The organism is Brevundimonas sp. D3-1P, from assembly GCF_055809335.1.
Window position 1 is genome coordinate 2661964 of sequence record NZ_CM147908.1, and the last position, 19005, is coordinate 2680968.

At 67.8% G+C, this 19005-nt stretch carries 19 protein-coding genes; 11 read left to right on the top strand and 8 right to left on the bottom strand.

Going from position 1 to position 19005, the window contains the following annotated elements:
- Positions 1–3 precede the first annotated feature (3 nt).
- From AC0L6G_RS13435 to AC0L6G_RS13445, 3 genes are all read right to left on the bottom strand, one after another.
- Positions 4–903: a hydrogen peroxide-inducible genes activator gene (locus tag AC0L6G_RS13435; protein ID WP_291540402.1), complete on the bottom strand. Its 900-nt coding sequence runs from the start codon at positions 901–903 to the stop codon at positions 4–6.
- 96 nt (positions 904–999) lie between these two features.
- Positions 1000–1797, bottom strand: a complete 798-nt coding sequence (locus AC0L6G_RS13440; protein ID WP_473252472.1) for a glutaminyl-peptide cyclotransferase — start codon at positions 1795–1797, stop codon at positions 1000–1002.
- Between the two features lie 5 nt (positions 1798–1802).
- Positions 1803–2636: a TerC family protein gene (locus AC0L6G_RS13445; RefSeq protein ID WP_291540406.1), complete on the bottom strand. Its 834-nt coding sequence runs from the start codon at positions 2634–2636 to the stop codon at positions 1803–1805.
- A gap of 1054 nt (positions 2637–3690) precedes the next feature.
- Here AC0L6G_RS13445 and AC0L6G_RS13450 point away from each other — a divergent pair.
- The 8 genes from AC0L6G_RS13450 to AC0L6G_RS13485 all read left to right on the top strand — a co-directional run bounded on the left by AC0L6G_RS13450 (position 3691) and on the right by AC0L6G_RS13485 (position 10984).
- Positions 3691–4245, top strand: a complete 555-nt coding sequence (locus tag AC0L6G_RS13450; RefSeq protein ID WP_293828178.1) for a F0F1 ATP synthase subunit delta — start codon at positions 3691–3693, stop codon at positions 4243–4245.
- Between the two features lie 72 nt (positions 4246–4317).
- Positions 4318–5850, top strand: a complete 1533-nt coding sequence (atpA, locus tag AC0L6G_RS13455) for a F0F1 ATP synthase subunit alpha (RefSeq protein ID WP_473252473.1) — start codon at positions 4318–4320, stop codon at positions 5848–5850.
- 35 nt (positions 5851–5885) lie between these two features.
- On the top strand, positions 5886–6764 hold the full coding sequence (locus AC0L6G_RS13460; RefSeq protein WP_293828182.1) for a F0F1 ATP synthase subunit gamma: 879 nt from the start codon (positions 5886–5888) through the stop codon (positions 6762–6764).
- Between the two features lie 37 nt (positions 6765–6801).
- Entirely contained in the window at positions 6802–8337 is a 1536-nt protein-coding gene (atpD, locus tag AC0L6G_RS13465; protein WP_473252474.1) for a F0F1 ATP synthase subunit beta, read from the top strand.
- A gap of 2 nt (positions 8338–8339) precedes the next feature.
- Positions 8340–8858 (top strand): hypothetical protein, encoded by a 519-nt coding sequence (locus AC0L6G_RS13470; protein ID WP_293828184.1) that lies wholly within the window; start codon positions 8340–8342, stop codon positions 8856–8858.
- Positions 8858–9127, top strand: coding sequence for an ATP synthase F1 subunit epsilon (locus tag AC0L6G_RS13475; RefSeq protein WP_293828186.1), 270 nt, complete (start codon positions 8858–8860; stop codon positions 9125–9127). The genes AC0L6G_RS13470 and AC0L6G_RS13475 overlap by 1 nt, the downstream gene beginning before the upstream one ends.
- Positions 9128–9249: 122 nt before the next feature.
- A complete protein-coding gene (locus AC0L6G_RS13480; protein ID WP_293828188.1) occupies positions 9250–9819 on the top strand; it encodes a hypothetical protein in 570 nt (189 codons plus the stop codon).
- Positions 9820–9850: 31 nt separating this feature from the next.
- Positions 9851–10984, top strand: coding sequence for a serine hydrolase domain-containing protein (locus AC0L6G_RS13485; protein ID WP_293828189.1), 1134 nt, complete (start codon positions 9851–9853; stop codon positions 10982–10984).
- Positions 10985–10998: 14 nt separating this feature from the next.
- On the opposite strand, the gene rarD is transcribed toward AC0L6G_RS13485, so the two are convergent.
- Positions 10999–11928 (bottom strand): EamA family transporter RarD, encoded by a 930-nt coding sequence (gene rarD, locus AC0L6G_RS13490; RefSeq protein WP_293828191.1) that lies wholly within the window; start codon positions 11926–11928, stop codon positions 10999–11001.
- A 209-nt stretch (positions 11929–12137) separates the two neighbouring features.
- Positions 12138–13184, bottom strand: coding sequence for an aspartate-semialdehyde dehydrogenase (locus tag AC0L6G_RS13495; RefSeq protein WP_291540113.1), 1047 nt, complete (start codon positions 13182–13184; stop codon positions 12138–12140).
- A 142-nt stretch (positions 13185–13326) separates the two neighbouring features.
- On the opposite strand from AC0L6G_RS13495, the gene zapE reads away from it, so the two are divergent.
- The gene (zapE, locus tag AC0L6G_RS13500) at positions 13327–14433 is read left to right on the top strand and encodes a cell division protein ZapE (protein WP_473252475.1); all 1107 of its coding nucleotides are present in this window, start codon (positions 13327–13329) and stop codon (positions 14431–14433) included.
- A gap of 86 nt (positions 14434–14519) precedes the next feature.
- Here the strand turns inward: zapE and mdh are convergent, their stop codons facing one another.
- Entirely contained in the window at positions 14520–15482 is a 963-nt protein-coding gene (gene mdh, locus AC0L6G_RS13505) for a malate dehydrogenase (protein WP_293828196.1), read from the bottom strand.
- 108 nt (positions 15483–15590) lie between these two features.
- On the opposite strand from mdh, the gene AC0L6G_RS13510 reads away from it, so the two are divergent.
- Positions 15591–15992 (top strand): HIT domain-containing protein, encoded by a 402-nt coding sequence (locus tag AC0L6G_RS13510; protein ID WP_293828198.1) that lies wholly within the window; start codon positions 15591–15593, stop codon positions 15990–15992.
- Positions 15993–16140: 148 nt separating this feature from the next.
- Here AC0L6G_RS13510 and AC0L6G_RS13515 read toward each other — a convergent pair whose 3' ends face one another.
- Positions 16141–16977: an aldo/keto reductase gene (locus tag AC0L6G_RS13515; RefSeq protein ID WP_293828200.1), complete on the bottom strand. Its 837-nt coding sequence runs from the start codon at positions 16975–16977 to the stop codon at positions 16141–16143.
- Positions 16978–17031: 54 nt separating this feature from the next.
- Between AC0L6G_RS13515 and AC0L6G_RS13520 the strand changes: the two genes are divergently transcribed.
- Entirely contained in the window at positions 17032–18015 is a 984-nt protein-coding gene (locus AC0L6G_RS13520) for an alpha/beta fold hydrolase (protein WP_293828202.1), read from the top strand.
- Here the strand turns inward: AC0L6G_RS13520 and AC0L6G_RS13525 are convergent.
- Positions 18012–19004, bottom strand: a complete 993-nt coding sequence (locus AC0L6G_RS13525; protein ID WP_473252476.1) for an LLM class flavin-dependent oxidoreductase — start codon at positions 19002–19004, stop codon at positions 18012–18014. The genes AC0L6G_RS13520 and AC0L6G_RS13525 overlap by 4 nt on opposite strands.
- Position 19005 lies beyond the last annotated feature (1 nt).

Below are 19005 nucleotides of genomic sequence, written 5' to 3' on the forward strand. Positions count from 1 at the left end.
GTTTCAGTCCAGCTTCAGCGCCTCGGCCAGAAGGCGGGCCTCGGCGGCGCGGCTGGAGCCGGCGCGCCAGGCGACGACGATCTCGCGGCGGGGCGGGGCGCCGTCGGCCTGGATTTCGAAGGGGCGCACGGCGACGGCGGGATTGTCGGCCAGGCCCGCCTGGACCGCCATGCGCGGCAGGAAGCTGACGCCCAGGCCCGAGCCGACCATCTGGACCAGGGTGTGCAGGCTGGTGGCGGCGAAGACGTCGTCGCCGCGCGGGGCCTCGATGTCCAGGGCGGCCAGGGCGTGGTCGCGCAGGCAGTGGCCGTCCTCCAGCAGGATCAGATCCTCGGCGCGCAGCGAGCCGGGACGGATCGGCCCGGGCGCGGCCAGGGCGTGGTCGTGCGGAGCGGCGGCCATGATCTCGTCGTCGCCGATGCGGGCGTGTTCGATTCCCGGCGCGTCGTAGGGCAGGGCGATGACGGCGGCGTCGATCTGGCCGGCCTTCAGGGCCGCGATCAGCCGGGGCGTCAGGTCCTCGCGGATGAACAGTTTCAGGTTCGGATAGGCCGCCTTCACCGACGGCAGCTTGGCGGGCAGCAGGAAGGGGGCGACGGTGGGGATGACGCCCAGGCGGAACCGGCCCGACAGCAGACGGCCCGCGTTCTTGGCCGCCTCGACCAGGTCCTCGGCGCGGGCCAGGATGTCCTCGGCCCGGCGCACGGCCTCGGCGCCCACAGGGGTCAGGATGACGGCGCCGCGCGTGCGCTCGACGACCGGCGCGCCCAGGATGCGCTCGAGCTCCTGCACCCCGGCGCTGAGGGCCGGCTGGCTGACGTGGGCGGCCTCGGCGGCGCGCGAGAAGCCGCCATGTTCGGCCAGGAGCTTGAGATACTGGAGCTGTCGCAAGGTGGGGAGCATGGTCGAGACATAGGGTGGATCTATGCCGAAAGCAAAGCCGATCGATCTACCCTATCGTTTCCCGGCGCCGCCGCCCGCAGCGTCGGTCGGCCGGGGTCAGCGCAGACTGATCTCGAACAGCTGCGGCCAGCGCTTGCCGGTGACGAACAGCCGACGGCCGGACGCGTCCCAGGCGATGCCGTTCAGGACGTCGTCGTTGGGGTCCAAGCCGATCCCCCGCGGGACCAGGGCGGACAGGTCGATGAAGGCCTTGACCACCCCCGTCCCGGGGTCGATGCGGGCGATGCGGTTGTCCTGCCAGAGGTTGGCGAAGACCTCGCCGTCGATCCATTCCAGCTCGTTGATCTGCGTCAGAGGCTTGCCGTCGGCCGTGACGGAGACGCGGCCCGTCTCGGCCAGGGTGTCGGGATCGAGAAATCGCAACTGGTCCGTGCCGTCGCTCATGATCAGGCGGCGGCCGTCGGTGGTCAGGGCCCAGCCCTCGCCGGGATAGGAGAAGCCGCCCAGCGGCGAGAAGTCGTCCAGCTTCCAGATGAAGCCGATGTGGTTGCGCCAGGTCAGGCTGTAGAGCTTGCCGTTCAGCGTGGTCATGCCCTCGCCGAAATAGACGGTCGGCAGGTCGCGCTGGCGCTCCACCCGGCCGGTGTCCAGGTCCACCTTGCGGATGAAGGAGGGATAGAGGCCGGTGCTCTCGTAAAGGGCGCCGTCGTGGAAGAAGAGGCCCTCGGTGAAGGCGGCGGGGTCGTGCGGATAGGCGCGCACGACCGCGTAGGCCTGGACCGGAACCTCGGCCTGGACGGGCCAGGCGGCGCCTGTCGCCAGCAGCAGGCCGGCGATCACGCCGGCGATCACGCCAGCGACCGGGCCGGCGAGCCGGGACGACAGGCGCGTCACGAGCCTCAGCCCCGCTCGGCGGCGGCTTCGGCCTCGGCCTTGAGGGCGCGGGCCTCGGCGGCGTCGGCCTCGGCGCGGGCCAGTTCGGCCTTTTCCTTCTTGGACGCGGATCGCCGGCCCAGCATGTTCAACGCCTCCACCCCGGCCGAGAAGGCCATGGCCGCATAGATGTAGCCCTTGGGCACATGATAGCCGAAGCCGTCGGCGATCAAGACCATGCCGATCATCAGCAGGAAGCCGAGAGCCAGCATGACCACGCTGGGGTTCTTGTTGATGAAGTTCGCCAGAGGGTCGGCGGCCAGCAGCATGACCGTCACGGCGACCAGGACGGCGACGACCATGATCGGCAGATGCTCGGTCATGCCCACGGCGGTCAGGATGGAATCGATCGAGAAGACGATGTCCAGCAGGATGATCTGGAAGATGGCCGCGCCGGCGTTGGCGATCATCACATCCTTCTTGTCCAGGACGTCCTGGCCGGGGCTGGGCTCGGGATCGACGCTGTGGTGAATCTCCTTGGTCGCCTTCCAGACCAGGAACAGGCCGCCGGCGATCAGGATCAGATCCTTCCACGAGAATTCGTTGCCCATGACGGTGAAGACCGGCTGCACCAGGCCGACCAGCCAGGCGATGATGGACAGAAGCGCCAGCCGCATGACCAGGGCTAGGCCGATGCCGATGCGCCGCACCTTCTGGCGCTGATGCTCGGGCAGCTTGTTCGACAGGATGGAGATGAAGATCAGGTTGTCGATCCCCAGCACCACCTCCATCACGATGAGAGTCACCAATGCGGCCCAGGCGGCCGGATCGGAAAGAAGCGGGGTTATGCTGTCGAGCATCGGGGGTCCTGAGGGAGAAAAGCTTGAGCGGGAAAGCGCTAGGGCCGCAGCCGGTTCCGATCAAGCGGCCGGGTGCGGCGTCATGGTCGCACCCCCCCCCTGTCGTCCTCGACGGGAAGGGGCGTGCGCAAGCGCCCTCGCGCTTTCGCTGCGAAGTTTGGAGGGCTGGGCGGAGCGCCGGGCCTTCGCCCGGAGTGTGATTGAAGAATACCGTTTCGACGAAGGGTATGACGCTCCGCGCGGTTGGTTGGCCTGCAAGCTCGGGGCGCCGAGCGGTGGCGGTCTTATCGCCTAACCCCATAAGCCTGCGACGGGTCGGCGGGGTCTGCGAAACCCCGTCCCGAGTGCGGCCGAGTATCCCCCTCGACCCTCCGACGGCGCACCATGTGTCGCCGCCGGCGCGGGCCGTTGCAGATCCGCTCCCGTTCCATCCGCTCCCGCCGCCGCAAGGTCGCAGGCCTTACGAGCCCTCCGATGCGACGAGACGGGGTAAGAATACGCGCGTTTCGGAGGGGGGATGGATGATGGGGAAGATATTTCGCCAAGCGGTTGGAATCGAAAGGAAACGACCAGCCGCATTGTGATGGCTGGAGGGACAGCCCTCCCTTCGTCATTCTCCGGCAAGCCGCTTGCGGCGCAGACCGGGGAACCCAGCGGCGCCGGAGGCGATGCATCCGACGCACGGTTGTCAGCGACTCCGCGACGGGTTCGCGCTCGCGCGCGCCGCTGGGTCCCCCGGTCGCTTCGCGCCGGAGGATGACGAAAGGGATGGCGTCCGTGGGACGTCAAGAGCCCCCTCCACCGCTGCGCGGTTTCCCCTCCCACGATGCGAAGAGGCGACGGGGCTGCGGGCTTGGCGCCCCCCTGCGGCGTCTGCGCCCTTCACGGAATGTTGCGACTGGCGAAACCCCGTGCTATCAGGCGCCCGGCTTGAAGGGGGCGTATTCACGGATACGGCCTCTGTCGTGCTTTCCCTAGGCATTTCAAGCTTTTGGCCGTTGTGATCCTTCGCAATCGGTCGCGACCCTGACACAACGACCTCGGACCCTAATCAGTGGCTGATGATTTCAGAACGACGGAAGTCGGTGATCGCTATGCGCAGGCGCTGTTCGACCTGGCGCTGGAAACCGGCCGCCTGGACGCCGTTCGCGCCGACATCGTCTCGCTGAAGACCGCCTGGACCGAGAGCGCGGACCTGCGCCGCCTGGCGACCTCGCCGATCGTTCCGGCCGAGGATCAGGTCAAGGGCCTGGTCGCGGTGGCGACCCGGGCCGGGTTCGAGAAGAACACCGTCAACTTCTTGGGGCTGCTGGCCCAGAACGGCCGCGCCAGGGACCTGGCCGCCGTGATCGCCGGCTTCGAGCGCCTTTACGCCAAACACGCCGGCATCGTCGCGGCCGAGGTCGTCTCGGCCCAGCCGCTGGCCGCCGAGCAGCTGGCCGCGATCAAGTCCGCCCTGAACGCCAGCCTGGGCAAGGCGCCGGAACTGACCGCGCGGGTCGATCCGTCGATCCTGGGCGGCCTGAAGGTCAAGGTGGGGTCCAAGCTGTTCGACGCCTCGCTGAAGACCAAGCTCGACCAGATGAAATTCGCCCTCAAGCGCGCCTGAGCACGCTGAGCCCAAAAAGACTGCAGCGCGCCCGACAGGCCCGCCCCGAAGAAGACTAGACAGAGAGATCCCATGGACATCCGCGCCGCTGAAATCTCGGCCATCCTCAAGTCGCAGATCGCCGACTTCGGCGTCGAAGCCGACGTTTCCGACGTCGGCAGCGTGCTGTCGGTCGGCGACGGCATCGCCCGCATCCACGGTCTGGACAATGTCCAGGCCGGCGAAATGGTCGAGTTCACCAAGGCCGGCGTCAAGGGCATGGCCCTGAACCTGGAACGCGACAACGTGGGCGCCGTGATCTTCGGCGCCGACGCCGCCATCGGCGAGGGCGACGACGTGCGCCGCCTGGGCGAGATCGTGGACGTGCCGGTCGGCAAGGGCCTCCTGGGCCGCGTCGTCAACCCGCTGGGCGAGCCGATCGACGGCAAGGGCCCGATCCCGTTCACCGAGCGCCGCCGCGTCGACGTCAAGGCGCCGGGCATCATCCCGCGCAAGTCGGTGCACGAGCCGATGCAGACCGGCCTGAAGGCCATCGACACCCTGATCCCCGTCGGCCGCGGCCAGCGCGAACTGATCATCGGCGACCGTCAGGTCGGCAAGACGGCCGTCGCCGTCGACACCATCCTGAACCAGAAGAACGTCAACAAGACCGACGACGAGAGCGCCAAGCTCTACTGCATCTACGTCGCCGTCGGCCAGAAGCGTTCGACCGTGGCCCAGATCGTCAAGACGCTCGAAGAGTCCGGCGCGCTGGAATACACCATCGTCGTCGCCGCCACGGCGTCCGAGCCCGCCCCGCTGCAGTTCCTGGCCCCGTTCGCCGGCACCGCCATGGGGGAATATTTCCGCGACAACGGCATGCACGCCCTGATCGTCTATGACGACCTGTCGAAACAGGCCGTGGCCTATCGCCAGATGTCGCTGCTGCTGCGCCGCCCGCCGGGCCGTGAAGCCTATCCGGGCGACGTCTTCTACCTGCACAGCCGCCTGCTGGAGCGTTCGGCCAAGCTGAACGAAGACTACGGCTCGGGCTCCATGACCGCCCTGCCGATCATCGAGACCCAGGCCAACGACGTCTCGGCCTATATCCCGACCAACGTGATCTCGATCACCGACGGCCAGATCTTCCTGGAATCGGACCTGTTCTATCAGGGCATCCGCCCGGCCGTGAACGTCGGCATCTCGGTGTCGCGCGTCGGCTCCTCGGCCCAGACCAAGGCGATGAAGAAGGTCGCCGGCACGATCAAGGGCGAACTGGCCCAGTATCGGGAAATGGCCGCCTTCGCCAAGTTCGGCTCGGACCTGGACGCCTCGACCCAAAAGCTCCTGGCCCGCGGCGCGCGCCTGACCGAACTGCTGAAGCAGCCGCAATATTCGCCGCTGGCGATGGAGGAGCAGGTCGTCTCGGTCTACGCCGGCACGCGCGGCTATATCGACGGCATCGCCGTGGGCGACGTCGGCCGCTTCGAAAAGGAACTGCTGGCCCGCATCCATGCGAACCATGCGTCGCTGCTGGACGGCATCCGCACGAAGAAGGACCTGACGCCCGAGCTGGAAGCCGAGCTGAAGGACATCCTGGCCGCCTTCGTCAAGACCTTCGCCTGAGCCCCGCCGGTTAGTTAGAGGAAGAGCAAAGCCGGATGGCCAGCCTCAAGGAAATGCGCAATCGGATCGGAAGCGTGAAGGCCACGCAGAAGATCACGAAGGCCATGCAGATGGTCGCCGCGGCCAAGCTGAAGCGCGCCCAGGACCAGGCCGAGAGCGCCCGGCCCTATGCGCAGAAGATGGCCTCGGTCATCGCCAACCTGGCCGCCGGCGTCTCGGGCGCCGACGCGCCCCGGCTGCTGGCCGGCACGGGCGGCGACCAGCGTCACCTGATCGTCGTCGCCACGGCGGACAAGGGTCTGGCGGGCGGTTTCTCGACCAACGTCATCCGCGCCGCGCGCGAACGGATCAACAGCCTGATCGCCCACGGCAAGGACGTGAAGATCATCGCCGTCGGCAAGAAGTCGCGCGACCAGCTGTCGCGCCTGTACGGCGACAAGGTGATCCACACCTTCGAACTGAGCGAGCACAAGACCATCGGCCTGCCCTCGGCCCAGCCGATCGCCGAAATGATCGCCACGGCGTTCGAGGACGGCCAGGCCGACGTGGTCACGCTGTTCTACAGCCAGTTCAAGTCGGTGATCTCGCAGGTCCCGACCGGCAAACAGCTGATCCCGGCCGTGGTCGAGGGCGACGCCAAGCCGATCGACCTGAACGGCGCGGTCTATGAATACGAGCCCTCGGAAGAGGACATCCTGGAAACCCTGCTGCCGCGCAACCTGACGACCCAGATCCTGGCCGCCCTGTACGAGAACCAGGCCGGCTTCTTCGGATCGCAGATGGCGGCGATGGACAACGCCACGCGCAACGCCGGCGACCTCATCAACGCCCTGACCCTGCAGTACAACCGCAAGCGCCAGGCCCAGATCACCACCGAGCTGATCGAGATCATCGCCGGCGCCGAAGCCCTCTGATCCCGAACGCACAGACATTCCGACACGGACCCCAGCCATGACCGACACCGTCGCCCCCAAGAAGCCCGCCGCCCGCAAGCCGGCCGCCAAGAAGGCCGCTCCCGCTGCGGCCCCCGTCAACGCCGCCGCCTCGGGCCGCATCGCCCAGGTCATCGGCGCCGTGGTCGACGTCGAGTTCGACGGCCACCTGCCGGCGATCCTGAACGCCCTGCACACCCAGAACATCGACCAGAAGACGGGCGAGCCCTTCACCCTGGTTCTGGAAGTCGCCCAGCACCTGGGCGAGAACATGGTCCGCACCATCGCCATGGACACGACCGAGGGCCTGACCCGCGGTCAGCCGGTCAGCGACACCGGTTCCTCGATCCAGACCCCGGTCGGCCCGGGCGTGCTGGGCCGCATCATGAACGTCGTCGGCCAGCCGATCGACGAAGCCGGCCCGATCAAGACGACCGAGTACCGCCCGATCCACCGCGAGGCGCCCTCGTTCGAGGAGCAGACCACCTCGTCGGAAATCCTGGTCACGGGCATCAAGGTGATCGACCTGATCTGCCCCTACACCAAGGGCGGCAAGATCGGCCTGTTCGGCGGCGCCGGCGTCGGCAAGACCGTGACCATGCAGGAGCTGATCAACAACATCGCCAAGGCGTACGGCGGTTATTCGGTCCTGGCCGGCGTGGGCGAGCGCACCCGCGAAGGCAACGACCTGTATCACGAGATGATCGAGTCGAACGTGAACGTGGACCCGACCAAGAACGACGGCTCGACCGAGGGCTCCAAGTGCGCCCTGGTCTATGGCCAGATGAACGAACCGCCCGGCGCCCGCGCCCGCGTCGCCCTGACGGGCCTGGCCCAGGCCGAGTATTTCCGCGACGAGGAAGGCAAGGACGTCCTGCTGTTCGTCGACAACATCTTCCGCTTCACCCAGGCCGGTTCGGAAGTGTCGGCTCTGCTGGGCCGCATCCCGTCCGCCGTGGGCTATCAGCCGACCCTGGCCACCGAGATGGGCAACCTGCAGGAGCGCATCACCTCGACCAAGAAGGGCTCGATCACCTCGGTCCAGGCCATCTACGTCCCCGCCGACGACCCCACCGACCCGGCGCCGGCCGCCTCGTTCGCCCACCTGGACGCGACGACCATGCTGAGCCGCGACATCGCCGCCCAGGCCATCTTCCCCGCCGTCGATCCGCTGGACTCGACCTCGCGGATCATGGACCCGCTGGTCATCGGCGAGGAGCACTACCAGGTCGCCCGTTCGGTCCAGGAAGTGCTGCAGCAGTACAAGGGCCTGAAGGACATCATCGCCATCCTGGGCATGGACGAACTGTCGGAAGAGGACAAGCTGGTCGTCTCGCGCGCGCGCAAGATCCAGCGCTTCCTGTCGCAGCCCTTCTTCGTGGCCGAACAGTTCACCAACTCTCCCGGCAAGTTCGTCGAGCTGGCCGACACCATCCGCTCGTTCAAGGGCATCGTCGCCGGTGAGTACGACCACCTGCCGGAAGCCGCCTTCTACATGGTCGGCGCCATCGAGGAAGCCGTCGCCAAGGCCGAGAAGATGGCGGCGGACGCCTGATCATGAGCAAGGCTCTCGTCAGCCTCATTCTTCTCGCCCTGGCGACGCCCTTGTCGGCGCAGGCCCAGGTCGGTGGAGATTTCGAGGCCATGGCGGGAGCCTGCGAAGCGTTCGTGGCGGAAGGGCGTTTTCCGCCTGCCTCCGCTGAGGCGAGCTTCTTCCTTGAGAAGGGCTTCAAGTCAGCCGCATCAACCGTTCAAACCAATGAAGTGTCACGGACCTATACCTCGTCCGGGACGCCGATTGACCCTGTTCGGATTATGGTGGCGCGACGCTCGGAGCCGGGTGGCGAGAGCTGTTCGGTACTCGATCTGAATGGGCCTGAGGCCGGTGATGGCTACATCGCAAAAGCCAGGACCGAACCGACCTGGACCTTCGATAGCGATTCAAACGACGTGAACGGCAAAGGCGTCCTTTTTACCAAGAACGTCGCCGAAAGCGTGATTTACATGGCGATATGGGGCACGGGCGGGGCTTATCCGATTTCCGTCGCCACCTATCAAATCGGAACATCTGACTGATGGCTGGCAAGCTGAACTTCTCCCTCGTCTCGCCGGAACGCGAGGTCTTTTCGGGCCTGGTGGACCAGGTGGATGCGCCGGGCGTCGAGGGCGACTTCGGCGTTCTGCCGGATCATGCGCCCTTCATGACCGCCCTGCGCGAAGGCCTTGTCACCGTCTATAACGGCGGGGCCAAGACCCAGTACGACGTCCACGGCGGCTTCGCCGACGTCAACGGCGATGGCCTGACCATCCTGGCCGAACAGGCGACCGAGGTCGCGACGGGCTGAAATTCTCCGGCCTGAAAGATCAAAGGCCTCCAGCCAAGGCGGGAGGCCTTTTGCATAGCCGAGATTGACCGTTCTGGTTTTCGGTGCGACCGTCGCGCTCCGGGACAATCGGGGGTCGAGTCATGCGCATCGTCAAGGGCGTGTGCGTCGCGGCGTTTCTGGCGGCGGGCTGTACGTCTCGGCCTGCGGTTTCGCCGAGCCAGCCGGCGCCGTGGGGCGCGCTGACCTCCCCGACTGCGGCGATGAGCATTGTCTTTTCAGACATCTGCATGACTGCGGTCAAGGATCAAAGGTCGATCGAGGATCTGGCTTTGAATCACTGGCTGCGGGCCGTGCCGCCGCGTTCGACCGGCTCGCCGATGGCCACAGCGGCCTGGCGGCTCGCTTCCTATTCGAACGTCTTCGTCCTGGCCTTGCCCGACGGCGCCTGTTCCGCCAGCGTCGAGGCGGGCGACCCGGCGGCGTTGAGGGCGCGCGCCGTCGATCTGCTGGCGCTTCATGGCGCGTTCCAGGAGGGACAGACCTTCCCGGGCGACGACAGCCGCCGCGCCGCCTGGTGCACAGCCGAGGCGCGACGACCGCTGATCGCGGTTCTGGTCGAACGCACCAGGGGGCGTCGTCCCGCCTTCGTCGCCAATGTATTCCGCGCCCAGGACGCCCGTCCGCCCTTCTGCGCGCCCGCGCCCGGCTGACAGGCGGCGGGCGGGGGGCTATGACCAGCCCATGACCGATCCCATCGACATTCATGGCGTCTGCGCCTCCGGTTTCGAGGCCGTGCGCGAGGCGTTCGCCGCCAACTTCACCGACGCGCCCGAGGGGCTGGACGAGCAGGCGGCGCGGTTCAGCGTGGTGGTCGCTGGCGAGGCGGTCGTGGATCTGTGGGCCGGATGGGCCGATACGACGAAGACGACGCCGTTTGCCGACACGACGCTGACCCCGGTCTTTTCGACCGGCAAGGCGGTGATGGCGATCCTGATGGCGACGGCGGTCGAGGCGGGACAGCTTGATTACGACCAGACGGTCGCGTCGCTATGGCCCGCCTTCGGGGCGGCGGGAAAGCAGGACGTGACGGTGGCCCAGCTGATGAGCCACCAGGCGGGGCTGGCGGGCTTTTCCGAGGCGGCGGAGCCGTCGATCTGGTTCGACGCGGACGCCGTGCTGGCGCGGCTGGCGGCCCAGGCGCCGATGTGGGCGCCGGGAACGGCCTCCGGCTATCATCCGGTCACGGTCGGCTATCTGGCCAACGAGATCTATCGCCGGGCGACCGGGCGGACGATGGGCCAGGCGCTGCGACAGGATTTCCCGGAACTGGACCTGTGGATCGGCCTGCCCGAGAGCGAACATGGACGGGTCGCCCAGATGAGGAAGCCGACGGCGGCGCCGAACCTGGGGACCATCGACCCGATCAAACAGGCCGCCTTCCTGGATCGCGGCTCGGCGCCCGGCGGGCGGGGCTCGGCCGAGTGGCGCAAGATGGAGATCCCCTCGGCCAACCTGCATGGCACGGCGCTGGGGCTGGCGCGGATGCTGGGCGTGGTCGCCGACGGCGGCGCGCTCGACAGGCGGTCGGTGCTGTCGGCGGGGACGCTGGAGCAGTTGACGCGTGAACGCATCCACGGGCCGGACAAGGTGCTGCCCTATACGATCAGCTGGGCGGCGGGTCTGATGCGCAACGACGGTCTGAACGTCTTCGGGCCGGGCGCGGCGGTCGGCCATTACGGCTGGGGCGGCTCGATGGCCATGGCCGACTCGTCGCGCCGGCTGTCGGCCGCCTATGTGATGACGCGCCAGTCGCCGCACCTGATCGGCGACCCCCGGCCCCGGCGTCTGCTGCAGGCGCTGTACGCCGCGCTTTAGATGTCCCGGCGCGGCTAGACCGTCTCGGACAGGACCACCGCCTGCTTGGCGGCGCGCGAGCGGTTGAGGGCGCCCAGGGCGAAGACGCCGGCCCCGGCCCAGATGAAGACGAAGGAGACGATCCTGAGCGGGGTCAGGGCCTCGCCCGCCCAGACGCCGCAGGCGAATTGCAGCGTCGGCGCCAGGAACTGGATGAAGCCCACGGTCGACAGGGGCAGGCGTCGCGCCGACCAGGCGAACAGGGCCAGGGGGATGACGGTCGCCGGGCCGTTGATCAGCGCCCACGCCAGGCTGGACGGCGAGGAAAAACCCACCGCCTGGCCATGCGTCGCCAGCCAGGCCAGGAAGACCGCGCCGATCGGCAGGAGCACCAGGCATTCGACGAACAGCCCCGTCTGGGCCGAGGCCGGCACGCGCTTGCGGATCACCGCATAGGCGCAGAAGGTGACGGCCAGGGTCAGGCCGATGAGCGGCGCATGGCCCAGCGCCACGGTCTGGACGGCCACGCCGACGACGGCCAGGGCGATGGCGACGGCGCTCCAGCGGTCGATCTTTTCGCGGAACAGCACCGCCCCCGCCGCCATGTTCAGCAGCGGGTTGATGTAATAGCCCAGGCTGGCCTCCAGCGTCGCATGATGGGTGGTGGCGACGACGTAGAGGCTCCAGTTCGTGCCGATCAGCAGCGCCGACAGCGCCAGCCAGGCGAAGGTGCGCGGATTGGCCAGGACCTGGCGCGCCTCGCCCCACTGGCCCGCCAGCAGCAGCACCGCCCCGGCGACGAAGACCGACCAGACCGCCCGGTGGGCCAGGATTTCGGGCGCGCCGAAGCCGTGGGCCGCCATCGCCATGAACAGCAGCGGCAGCAGGCCCCACAGGGTGTAGCAGGCGACGGCCGTGCCGACGGCGCGGGGATCGGCGGGGGCGGCTGTCGTGGCGGGGGTCATGACACGTGTCCCTTGCTGTCGTCCGCGCGACCTTCCTCTTTCGTCATCCTCCGGGGAGCGGAGCGAGACCGGGGGACCCAGCGGCGAAATCTTTCCGCAGCAAGAGGCTTGAAAAGCCGGTCCGCGACAGGTTCGCGCTCACGCGCGCCGCTGGGTCTCCCGGTCTGCGCCGCGAAGGCGCGCTTGCCGGAGGATGACGAAGTCGAAAATCACACCGTGATCGACCGATATCCCGACGACGACTTGATCACGCCCGTCTCGTCCAGAAGCTGGGCGATCTGGACCGCGTTCAGAGCCGCGCCCTTGCGCAGGTTGTCGGACACGACCCAGAAGCTGAGGCCGTTCTCGACCGTCGGATCCTTGCGGATGCGGCTGACATAGACGGCGAACTCGCCGGCCGCGTCGACCGGGGTGATGTAGCCGTCATGCTCCTGCTTATCGACGACCAGGACGCCCGGCGCCTCGCGCAGGAGGGCGCGGGCCTCGTCGGGTTCGATGGGGCGGTCGAACTCGACCGTCACGGCCTCCGAATGGCCGACGAAGACCGGCACGCGCACGCAGGTCACGGTCAGCTTGATCGACGGGTCCAGCATCTTGTGGGTCTCGTCCCACATCTTCTGCTCCTCGTCGGTGGAGCCGTCCTCGTTGAACGAACCGATGTAGGGAATGACGTTGAAGGCGATCTGCTTGGGGAACTTCTTGGGCGTGGCGTCGCCCAGGCCGTAGATGGCCTTGGTCTGGTTCCACAGCTCGTCCATGCCTTCCTTGCCGGCGCCGGAGACCGACTGGTAGGTCGAGACCACGACCCGCTTGATCCTGGCCGCGTCGTGCAGCGGCTTCAGGGCCACGACCAGCTGGGCGGTCGAGCAGTTGGGGTTGGCGATGATGTTCTTCTTCTTCGCGTCCTTGACCGCGTCGGGGTTCACCTCGGGCACGATCAGCGGCACGTCCGCGTCCTTGCGGAAGGCCGAGGAGTTGTCGATGACGATGGGGCCGGCCTTGCCGATCCTTTCCGACCATTCGCGCGACACCGCGCCGCCCGCGGACATCAGGACGATGTCGACTGATGCGAAGTCGAACTGTTCGATGTCCTGGCATTTGACGGTCTTGTCGCCGAACGAGACCTCGACCCCCTTGGACTTGCGCGAGGCGATGGCGTGGATTTCGTCGACGGGGAATTCGACCTCTTCCAGGATGTTGAGCATCTCACGGCCCACATTGCCCGTGGCCCCGACGATGGCGACGCGATAACCCATTTTTTCGTTGTCCTTCGGACGCGCTACCGCTCGACCCGCGGGGTCTCGCTGCTTGAGCGCGGATTGTGGTGTGTGTGCAATTAGGCGTTCGCAGCCGCGAAGCAATCGCTTTTCGCTGGAGGGACCGTTAAGCAACGCTCCCATGACCTCCCGCATCCGCAACGCCTACGACATCCGTGTGGAAGAGGGGGTGCTGACGCCCGATCCGGCGCAGGAAAGCGTCATCGCGGCGCTGGAGCGGCTGGAGACCGACCTGGCGAAAAAGCTCGGCCTGTTCGGCAAGGCGCCGGAGGTGCGGGGGATCTATCTCTATGGTCCGCCGGGACGCGGCAAGTCGATGCTGATGGACCTGTTCTATTCGGCGACGCCGGAGCCGCGAAAGGTCCGCGCCCACTTCCACGCCTTCATGGCCCGCATCCACGACCTGGTGCGCCAATGGCGCGAGGGGGATGCGAAGACGAGGAAGGCCGTGTTCGGAACACAGCACTCTCGCAAGGGGGGCGACGATCCCATTCCGCCCGTCGCCAGGCTGATCGCGTCCGAGGCGCGGCTGCTGTGTTTCGACGAGTTGCAGGTGACGGACATCGCCGACGCCATGATCCTGGGCCGCCTGTTCGAGGCCCTGTTCGAGGATCGGGTGGTGCTGGCCATCACCTCCAACCGGGCGCCGGAGGACCTGTACAAGAACGGCGTCAATCGCCAGCTGTTCACCCCGTTCATCGACATCATCCGCGAGCGGTGCGTGGTGGTCGAGACGGCCGGGGCGCGCGACTGGCGGCTGGACCGGATGACCTCGGCCCAGGTCTGGCACACGCCCGACGACCGGGCGGGGTTCGAGGACCTGTGGCGCGAACTGAAGGGCGGGGAGCCAGAGGAGCCCGCGCACCTGACCGTCCTGGGCCGCGACGTGAAGATCGAGCGCACGGTCGGGTCCATGGCGCGCGCGACGTTCGCGGAACTGTGCGCCAGACCCCTGGGGCCGCAGGACTATCTGGCCGTCGCCCGGCGGTTCCACACCCTGTTTTTGGAGGACGTGCCGATCCTGAGCTCGGCCAATCACCACGAGGCGCGGCGGCTGGTGACGCTGGTGGACGCCCTTTACGAGGCCAAGACCCGGCTGATCGTCCTGGCGGCGGCCCGCCCCGAGGCGCTCTACACCGAGGGGGTGGGGGCGTTCGAGTTCGAACGCACCGTGTCCCGCTTCAACGAGATGCAGAGCAAGGACTGGCTGGCGCACGTCCGGGATTAGGTTTCCCTCTCCCTGCGGGGAAGGGAAAAAGAATAAGGGCCTGCGGAGCGATCCGCAGGCCCTTCGTCATGAGATGGAGGCGTGGCCTAGGCCAGCGAGGAATCGATGTCCTTGCAGGCCTGCAGCAGGCCCTGGACCGAGGCGACGGACTTTTCGAACATCGCCTTTTCCTCGTCGTTGGTGGTGAACTCGACCACCTTCTCGACGCCGGCGGCGCCGATCAGGGCCGGGACGCCGACGTAGAGGTCCGACAGGCCGTATTCGCCCGACAGCCAGACGGCGCAGGGCAGGACGCGCTTCTGGTCCAGCAGATAGGACTTGGCCATGGCGATGGCCGATTCAGCCGGGGCGTAGAAGGCCGAGCCGGTCTTCAGCAGGGCCACGATCTCGCCGCCGCCCTTCCTGGTGCGCTCGACGATGGCGTCCAGGTCGGCTTGCGACAGGAAACCGGCGGCGACGGCGTCCGGCAGGGGCAGGCCGCCGACGGTCGAGTGACGCACCATCGGCACCATGTCGTCGCCGTGGCCGCCCAGGGTCCAGGCGTGGATGTCCTGAACCGACACGCCGGTCTTTTCGGCCAGGAAGTAGGCGAAGCGGGCGCTGTCCAGCACGCCGGCCATGCCGACGACCTTCTCCTTGGGGAGCCCTGAGAACTTCTGCAGGGCCCAGACCATGGCGTCGAGCGGGTTGGTGATGCAGATGACGAAGGCGTTCGGGGCGTGGGCCTTGATGCCTTCGCCGACCGCCTTCATGACCTTCAGATTGATGCCGATCAGGTCGTCGCGGCTCATGCCCGGCTTGCGCGGCACGCCGGCGGTGACGATGCAGACGTCGGCGCCCGCGATGTCGGCGTAGTCGTTGGCGCCCTTCAGGGCCACGTCCTGGCCGAAGACGGCCGAGGCTTCGGCGATGTCCAGCGCCTTGCCCTGCGGGGTGCCTTCGGCGATGTCGAACAGGATCACGTCGCCCAGGGCTTCGCGCGCGGCCACGTGGGCCAGGGTTCCGCCGATCATGCCGGCGCCGATGAGGGCGATCTTCGCGCGAGCCATGGATGTCTCCGTTTATTGCGTGTGCGAAATGGGGATTAATCGTGCGGGCGGTCTAGACCCGCAAAGGCGGCGCTGCAAGGCTGGGGGAACCCTGTCGCGGAGGCTCCCATGACCGACTTTCGTCCAGACCCGGCCTTCGACGCCGGATCGGTCCCCGCCGCCGAATGGCCGCTGTGCCATGTGCGGCTTCAGGACGATGCGCGTTTTCCCTGGCTGATTCTGATCCCGCGCGTCGAGGGGGCGGTGGAGCTGGAGAACCTCGGCGTCGGTCAGCGGGCCATGCTGATGGCGGAGACGGTGCGCGCCGGGGCGCTGGCGCGGCGGCTGGGCGAGGTCGAGAAGCTGAACGTCGGGGCCATCGGAAACGTGACGGCGCAACTGCACGTGCATGTCGTGGGGCGTCGTCGCGACGACGCCCTGTGGCCCGATCCGGTCTGGGGCCGAGGGCCGGCGGTTCCCTATGAGGACGATGAACGGATGCGGCTGCTGGGGGTGATCGCGGGCGGCTGATCCGCCGCCGTATCGTCTTTCCGGGGCCGCGCGAAGCGAGGAACCCGGAACCCAAGACCGCCGCACGGTCGGCGATTCATTCTGTCGGTGATGCCTTCCTGGGTTCCGGGTTCGTCCTGCGGACGCCCCGGAATGACGATCGCGGTTCTCAGATAATATCCAGCGGCACGGCGTGTTTCGGCGGCGGGAAGGCCGCGTCCAGCCGTTCGAGGTCTTCAAGATCGAACTGGATGTCCAGGGCGTCGGCGTTGGCCTCGACGTGTTCGACCGAACTGGCCTTGGGAATGGCGATGACCCCGTCGTGGCGCAGGACGGCGGCCAGGGCCACCTGGGCCGGCTCGGCCGAGTGGCGGTTGGCGATGTCCAGGATCAGCGGATGCTCCAGAAGGCCGCCGCGTCCCAGCGGCGAATAGGCCATCATCGGCATGTCGCGCGCCTGCATCCAGGGCAGGAGGTCGAACTCCACCCCGCGCGAACCCAGGTTGTAGAGAAGCTGGTTGGCGGCGCAGTCCTCGCCGCCTTCGATCCGCATCAGCCGCTCCATCGCGTCCAGATCGAGGTTGGACACGCCCCAGCGGGCGATCATCCCCTCGTCCACCAGTTCGCGAAACGCCTCGACCGTCTCCTCCAGCGGGACATGGCCCTCCCAATGCAGCAGATAGAGGTCCAGCCGGTCCACCTTCAGCCGCTCCAGAGACCGTTCGCACGACAGCATCATCTTCATCTCCGAGGCGTTCTCGGGCCGGACTTTGGAGACGATGAAGACCTCTTCGCGGCGGCCGGCGACGACCTCGCCCACCAGGCGCTCGGAGCGGCCGTCGCCATACAGTTCGGCCGTGTCGATCAAGGTCATGCCCAGGTCGATGCCGCGCGCGAGGGCCTGCTGCTCCGCGTCGCGCCTGGCGGGATCGTCGCCGATCTCCCAGGCGCCTTGGCCCAGGGCGGGAACGGTCGTACCGTCGGCGAAGGTGACGAGGCGGGTCATGTCCGTCCTTCTAGGCTTGAGAGAGCGGCGAAAACGCCGCCGAAAGAGTTGGAAATGCGAACGCGGCTTATCAAGACCGACGGCCTTGTCCAACAGGTGCTGGAAGACGGGTTCGAGACCGACAACGCGCCGCTGGTCCTGTTGATCCACGGCTTTCCCGAACTGGGCGTCAGCTGGCGCGCCCAGGTCCAGGCGCTGGGCGAGGCGGGCTATCATGCCGTCGCCCCCGACATGCGGGGCTACGGCGGGACCGACAAGCCGGACGGCTTGGACGCCTATTCGATCCTGAACCTGGTCGGGGACATGGTCGATCTGGTCCGCGCGCTGGGCGAGACGCGCTGCGTCGTGATCGGCCACGACTGGGGCGCGCCGGTGGCCTGGCATTGCGCCCTGTTGCGGCCCGACGTGTTCCGCGGCGTGGCGGGCCTGTCCGTGCCGTTCCAGCCGCGCCGCTGCAAGGGGCCGCCGACGACGGCCATGGCCGCGATCACGAAGCGGGCGGGACTGGGCGATCTCTATATCGTGCGGTTCCAGGCGCCGGACGCCCATCGGGCGCTGGAGGCGGATACGGCCACGACGCTGAGGAAGCTGTTCCACGCCTATGACGGCGCGACCCCGGCCGATCGGCGCTCGACCGGCTTCATGCCCGAGGGCGCGGCCCTGCTGGACACGATCCCCGACGACGCGACCCTGCCGCCGTGGATGAGCCGGGATCATTTCCAGGAGTATGTGCAGGCGTTCTCCGCCGGCGGGTTCGACGCGCCGTTGAACTGGTACCGGGCGCTGGACCTGAACTGGTCGCTGACGGCCTTCTTGCAGGACCGGAAGATCGATCGGCCCGCCCTGTTCGTCGTCGGCCAGGACGACCCGGTGCGCCATTACGCGGGAACGGCCGAGGCGGAGCTGACGACCTGGGTTCCGAACCTGACCCGGTCGGTGGTCTTGCAGGGCGCGGGCCACTGGATCCAGCAGGAGCGGGCGGACGAGGTGAATGCGCTGCTGCTGGAGTTTCTGGTCGGCCTGCCGCTCGGGGTTTAGGCTGCGGGCAGCGCACGCGCCTCGGCGACGATCTCCAGGCTGCGGATGCGGGCGGCGTTGTCGAACATCATGCCGGTGATCATCAGTTCGTCCACCCCGGTCAAAGCGATGAAGTCGGCCAGCTGCTTCTTCACCGTCTCGGGTCCGCCGACGGCGGAATAGATCAGGCGGCTCCTGGCGCCCTCGATCTGCTGCGGCGTCAGGACGGCGGCGATGTCGTCGACGGGCGGCGGAAGCTTGCCCGGCTTGCCGGTCGACAGGCGCGCGAAGCTTTGCTGCATGGAGGTGGACAAACGCACGCCCTCTTCGTCGCTGTCGGCGGCGAAGACGTTGACGGCGGCCATGGCGTGGGGCCGGGCCAGGCGGTCGGAGGGGGTGAAGCTGCGCCGATAAAGCGCCAGGGCCTCCAGCAGCAGTTCGGGCGCGAAATGGCTGGCGAAGGCGTAGGGCAGGCCCAGCTGGCCGGCCAGCTGGGCGCTGAACAGGCTGGAGCCCAAGAGCCAGATCGGCACGCGCAGTCCGGCGCCCGGCACGGCGCGGACCGGCTGGTTCTCGGACGCGGGCTCGAACCACTGGATCAGTTCGACCACGTCGCGCGGAAACTGGTCGGCGCCCTCGAAATAGCGGCGCAGCGCGCGGGCGGTGGCGCCGTCCGTGCCGGGCGCGCGGCCCAGGCCCAGGTCGATCCGGCCCGGAAACAGCGTCTCCAGCGTGCCGAATTGCTCGGCCACGACCAGCGGGGCGTGGTTGGGCAGCATGACGCCGCCCGAGCCGACGCGGATGCGCTCGGTTCCCGCTGCCACATGGCCGATGACGATGGCGGTCGCCGCGCTGGCGATGCCCGGCATGTTGTGATGCTCGGCCAGCCAGAACCGCCGGTAGCCCAGGCGGTCGGCGGCCTTCGCCAGGGCCAGGGTCTCGTCCAGGGCGCGACGGGCGTCGCCGCCCTCGACGATGGCCGACAGGTCGAGAACTGAGAAGGGGATCATA

What these genes read in the sequence shown, in the direction of transcription:
- AC0L6G_RS13510 (WP_293828198.1), top strand. Translation starts at nt 15,591, where the DNA reads ATGACCGACTTTCGTCCAGACCCGGCCTTCGACGCCGGATCGGTCCCC.
- AC0L6G_RS13515 (WP_293828200.1), bottom strand. Translation starts at nt 16,977, where the DNA reads ATGACCCGCCTCGTCACCTTCGCCGACGGTACGACCGTTCCCGCCCTG.
- AC0L6G_RS13525 (WP_473252476.1), bottom strand. Translation starts at nt 19,004, where the DNA reads ATGATCCCCTTCTCAGTTCTCGACCTGTCGGCCATCGTCGAGGGCGGC.
- atpD (WP_473252474.1), top strand. Translation starts at nt 6,802, where the DNA reads ATGACCGACACCGTCGCCCCCAAGAAGCCCGCCGCCCGCAAGCCGGCC.
- AC0L6G_RS13485 (WP_293828189.1), top strand. Translation starts at nt 9,851, where the DNA reads ATGACCGATCCCATCGACATTCATGGCGTCTGCGCCTCCGGTTTCGAG.
- mdh (WP_293828196.1), bottom strand. Translation starts at nt 15,482, where the DNA reads ATGGCTCGCGCGAAGATCGCCCTCATCGGCGCCGGCATGATCGGCGGA.
- AC0L6G_RS13475 (WP_293828186.1), top strand. Translation starts at nt 8,858, where the DNA reads ATGGCTGGCAAGCTGAACTTCTCCCTCGTCTCGCCGGAACGCGAGGTC.
- AC0L6G_RS13470 (WP_293828184.1), top strand. Translation starts at nt 8,340, where the DNA reads ATGAGCAAGGCTCTCGTCAGCCTCATTCTTCTCGCCCTGGCGACGCCC.
- AC0L6G_RS13495 (WP_291540113.1), bottom strand. Translation starts at nt 13,184, where the DNA reads ATGGGTTATCGCGTCGCCATCGTCGGGGCCACGGGCAATGTGGGCCGT.
- atpA (WP_473252473.1), top strand. Translation starts at nt 4,318, where the DNA reads ATGGACATCCGCGCCGCTGAAATCTCGGCCATCCTCAAGTCGCAGATC.
- AC0L6G_RS13520 (WP_293828202.1), top strand. Translation starts at nt 17,032, where the DNA reads ATGCGAACGCGGCTTATCAAGACCGACGGCCTTGTCCAACAGGTGCTG.
- AC0L6G_RS13480 (WP_293828188.1), top strand. Translation starts at nt 9,250, where the DNA reads ATGCGCATCGTCAAGGGCGTGTGCGTCGCGGCGTTTCTGGCGGCGGGC.
- AC0L6G_RS13445 (WP_291540406.1), bottom strand. Translation starts at nt 2,636, where the DNA reads ATGCTCGACAGCATAACCCCGCTTCTTTCCGATCCGGCCGCCTGGGCC.
- rarD (WP_293828191.1), bottom strand. Translation starts at nt 11,928, where the DNA reads ATGACCCCCGCCACGACAGCCGCCCCCGCCGATCCCCGCGCCGTCGGC.
- AC0L6G_RS13435 (WP_291540402.1), bottom strand. Translation starts at nt 903, where the DNA reads ATGCTCCCCACCTTGCGACAGCTCCAGTATCTCAAGCTCCTGGCCGAA.
- AC0L6G_RS13460 (WP_293828182.1), top strand. Translation starts at nt 5,886, where the DNA reads ATGGCCAGCCTCAAGGAAATGCGCAATCGGATCGGAAGCGTGAAGGCC.
- zapE (WP_473252475.1), top strand. Translation starts at nt 13,327, where the DNA reads ATGACCTCCCGCATCCGCAACGCCTACGACATCCGTGTGGAAGAGGGG.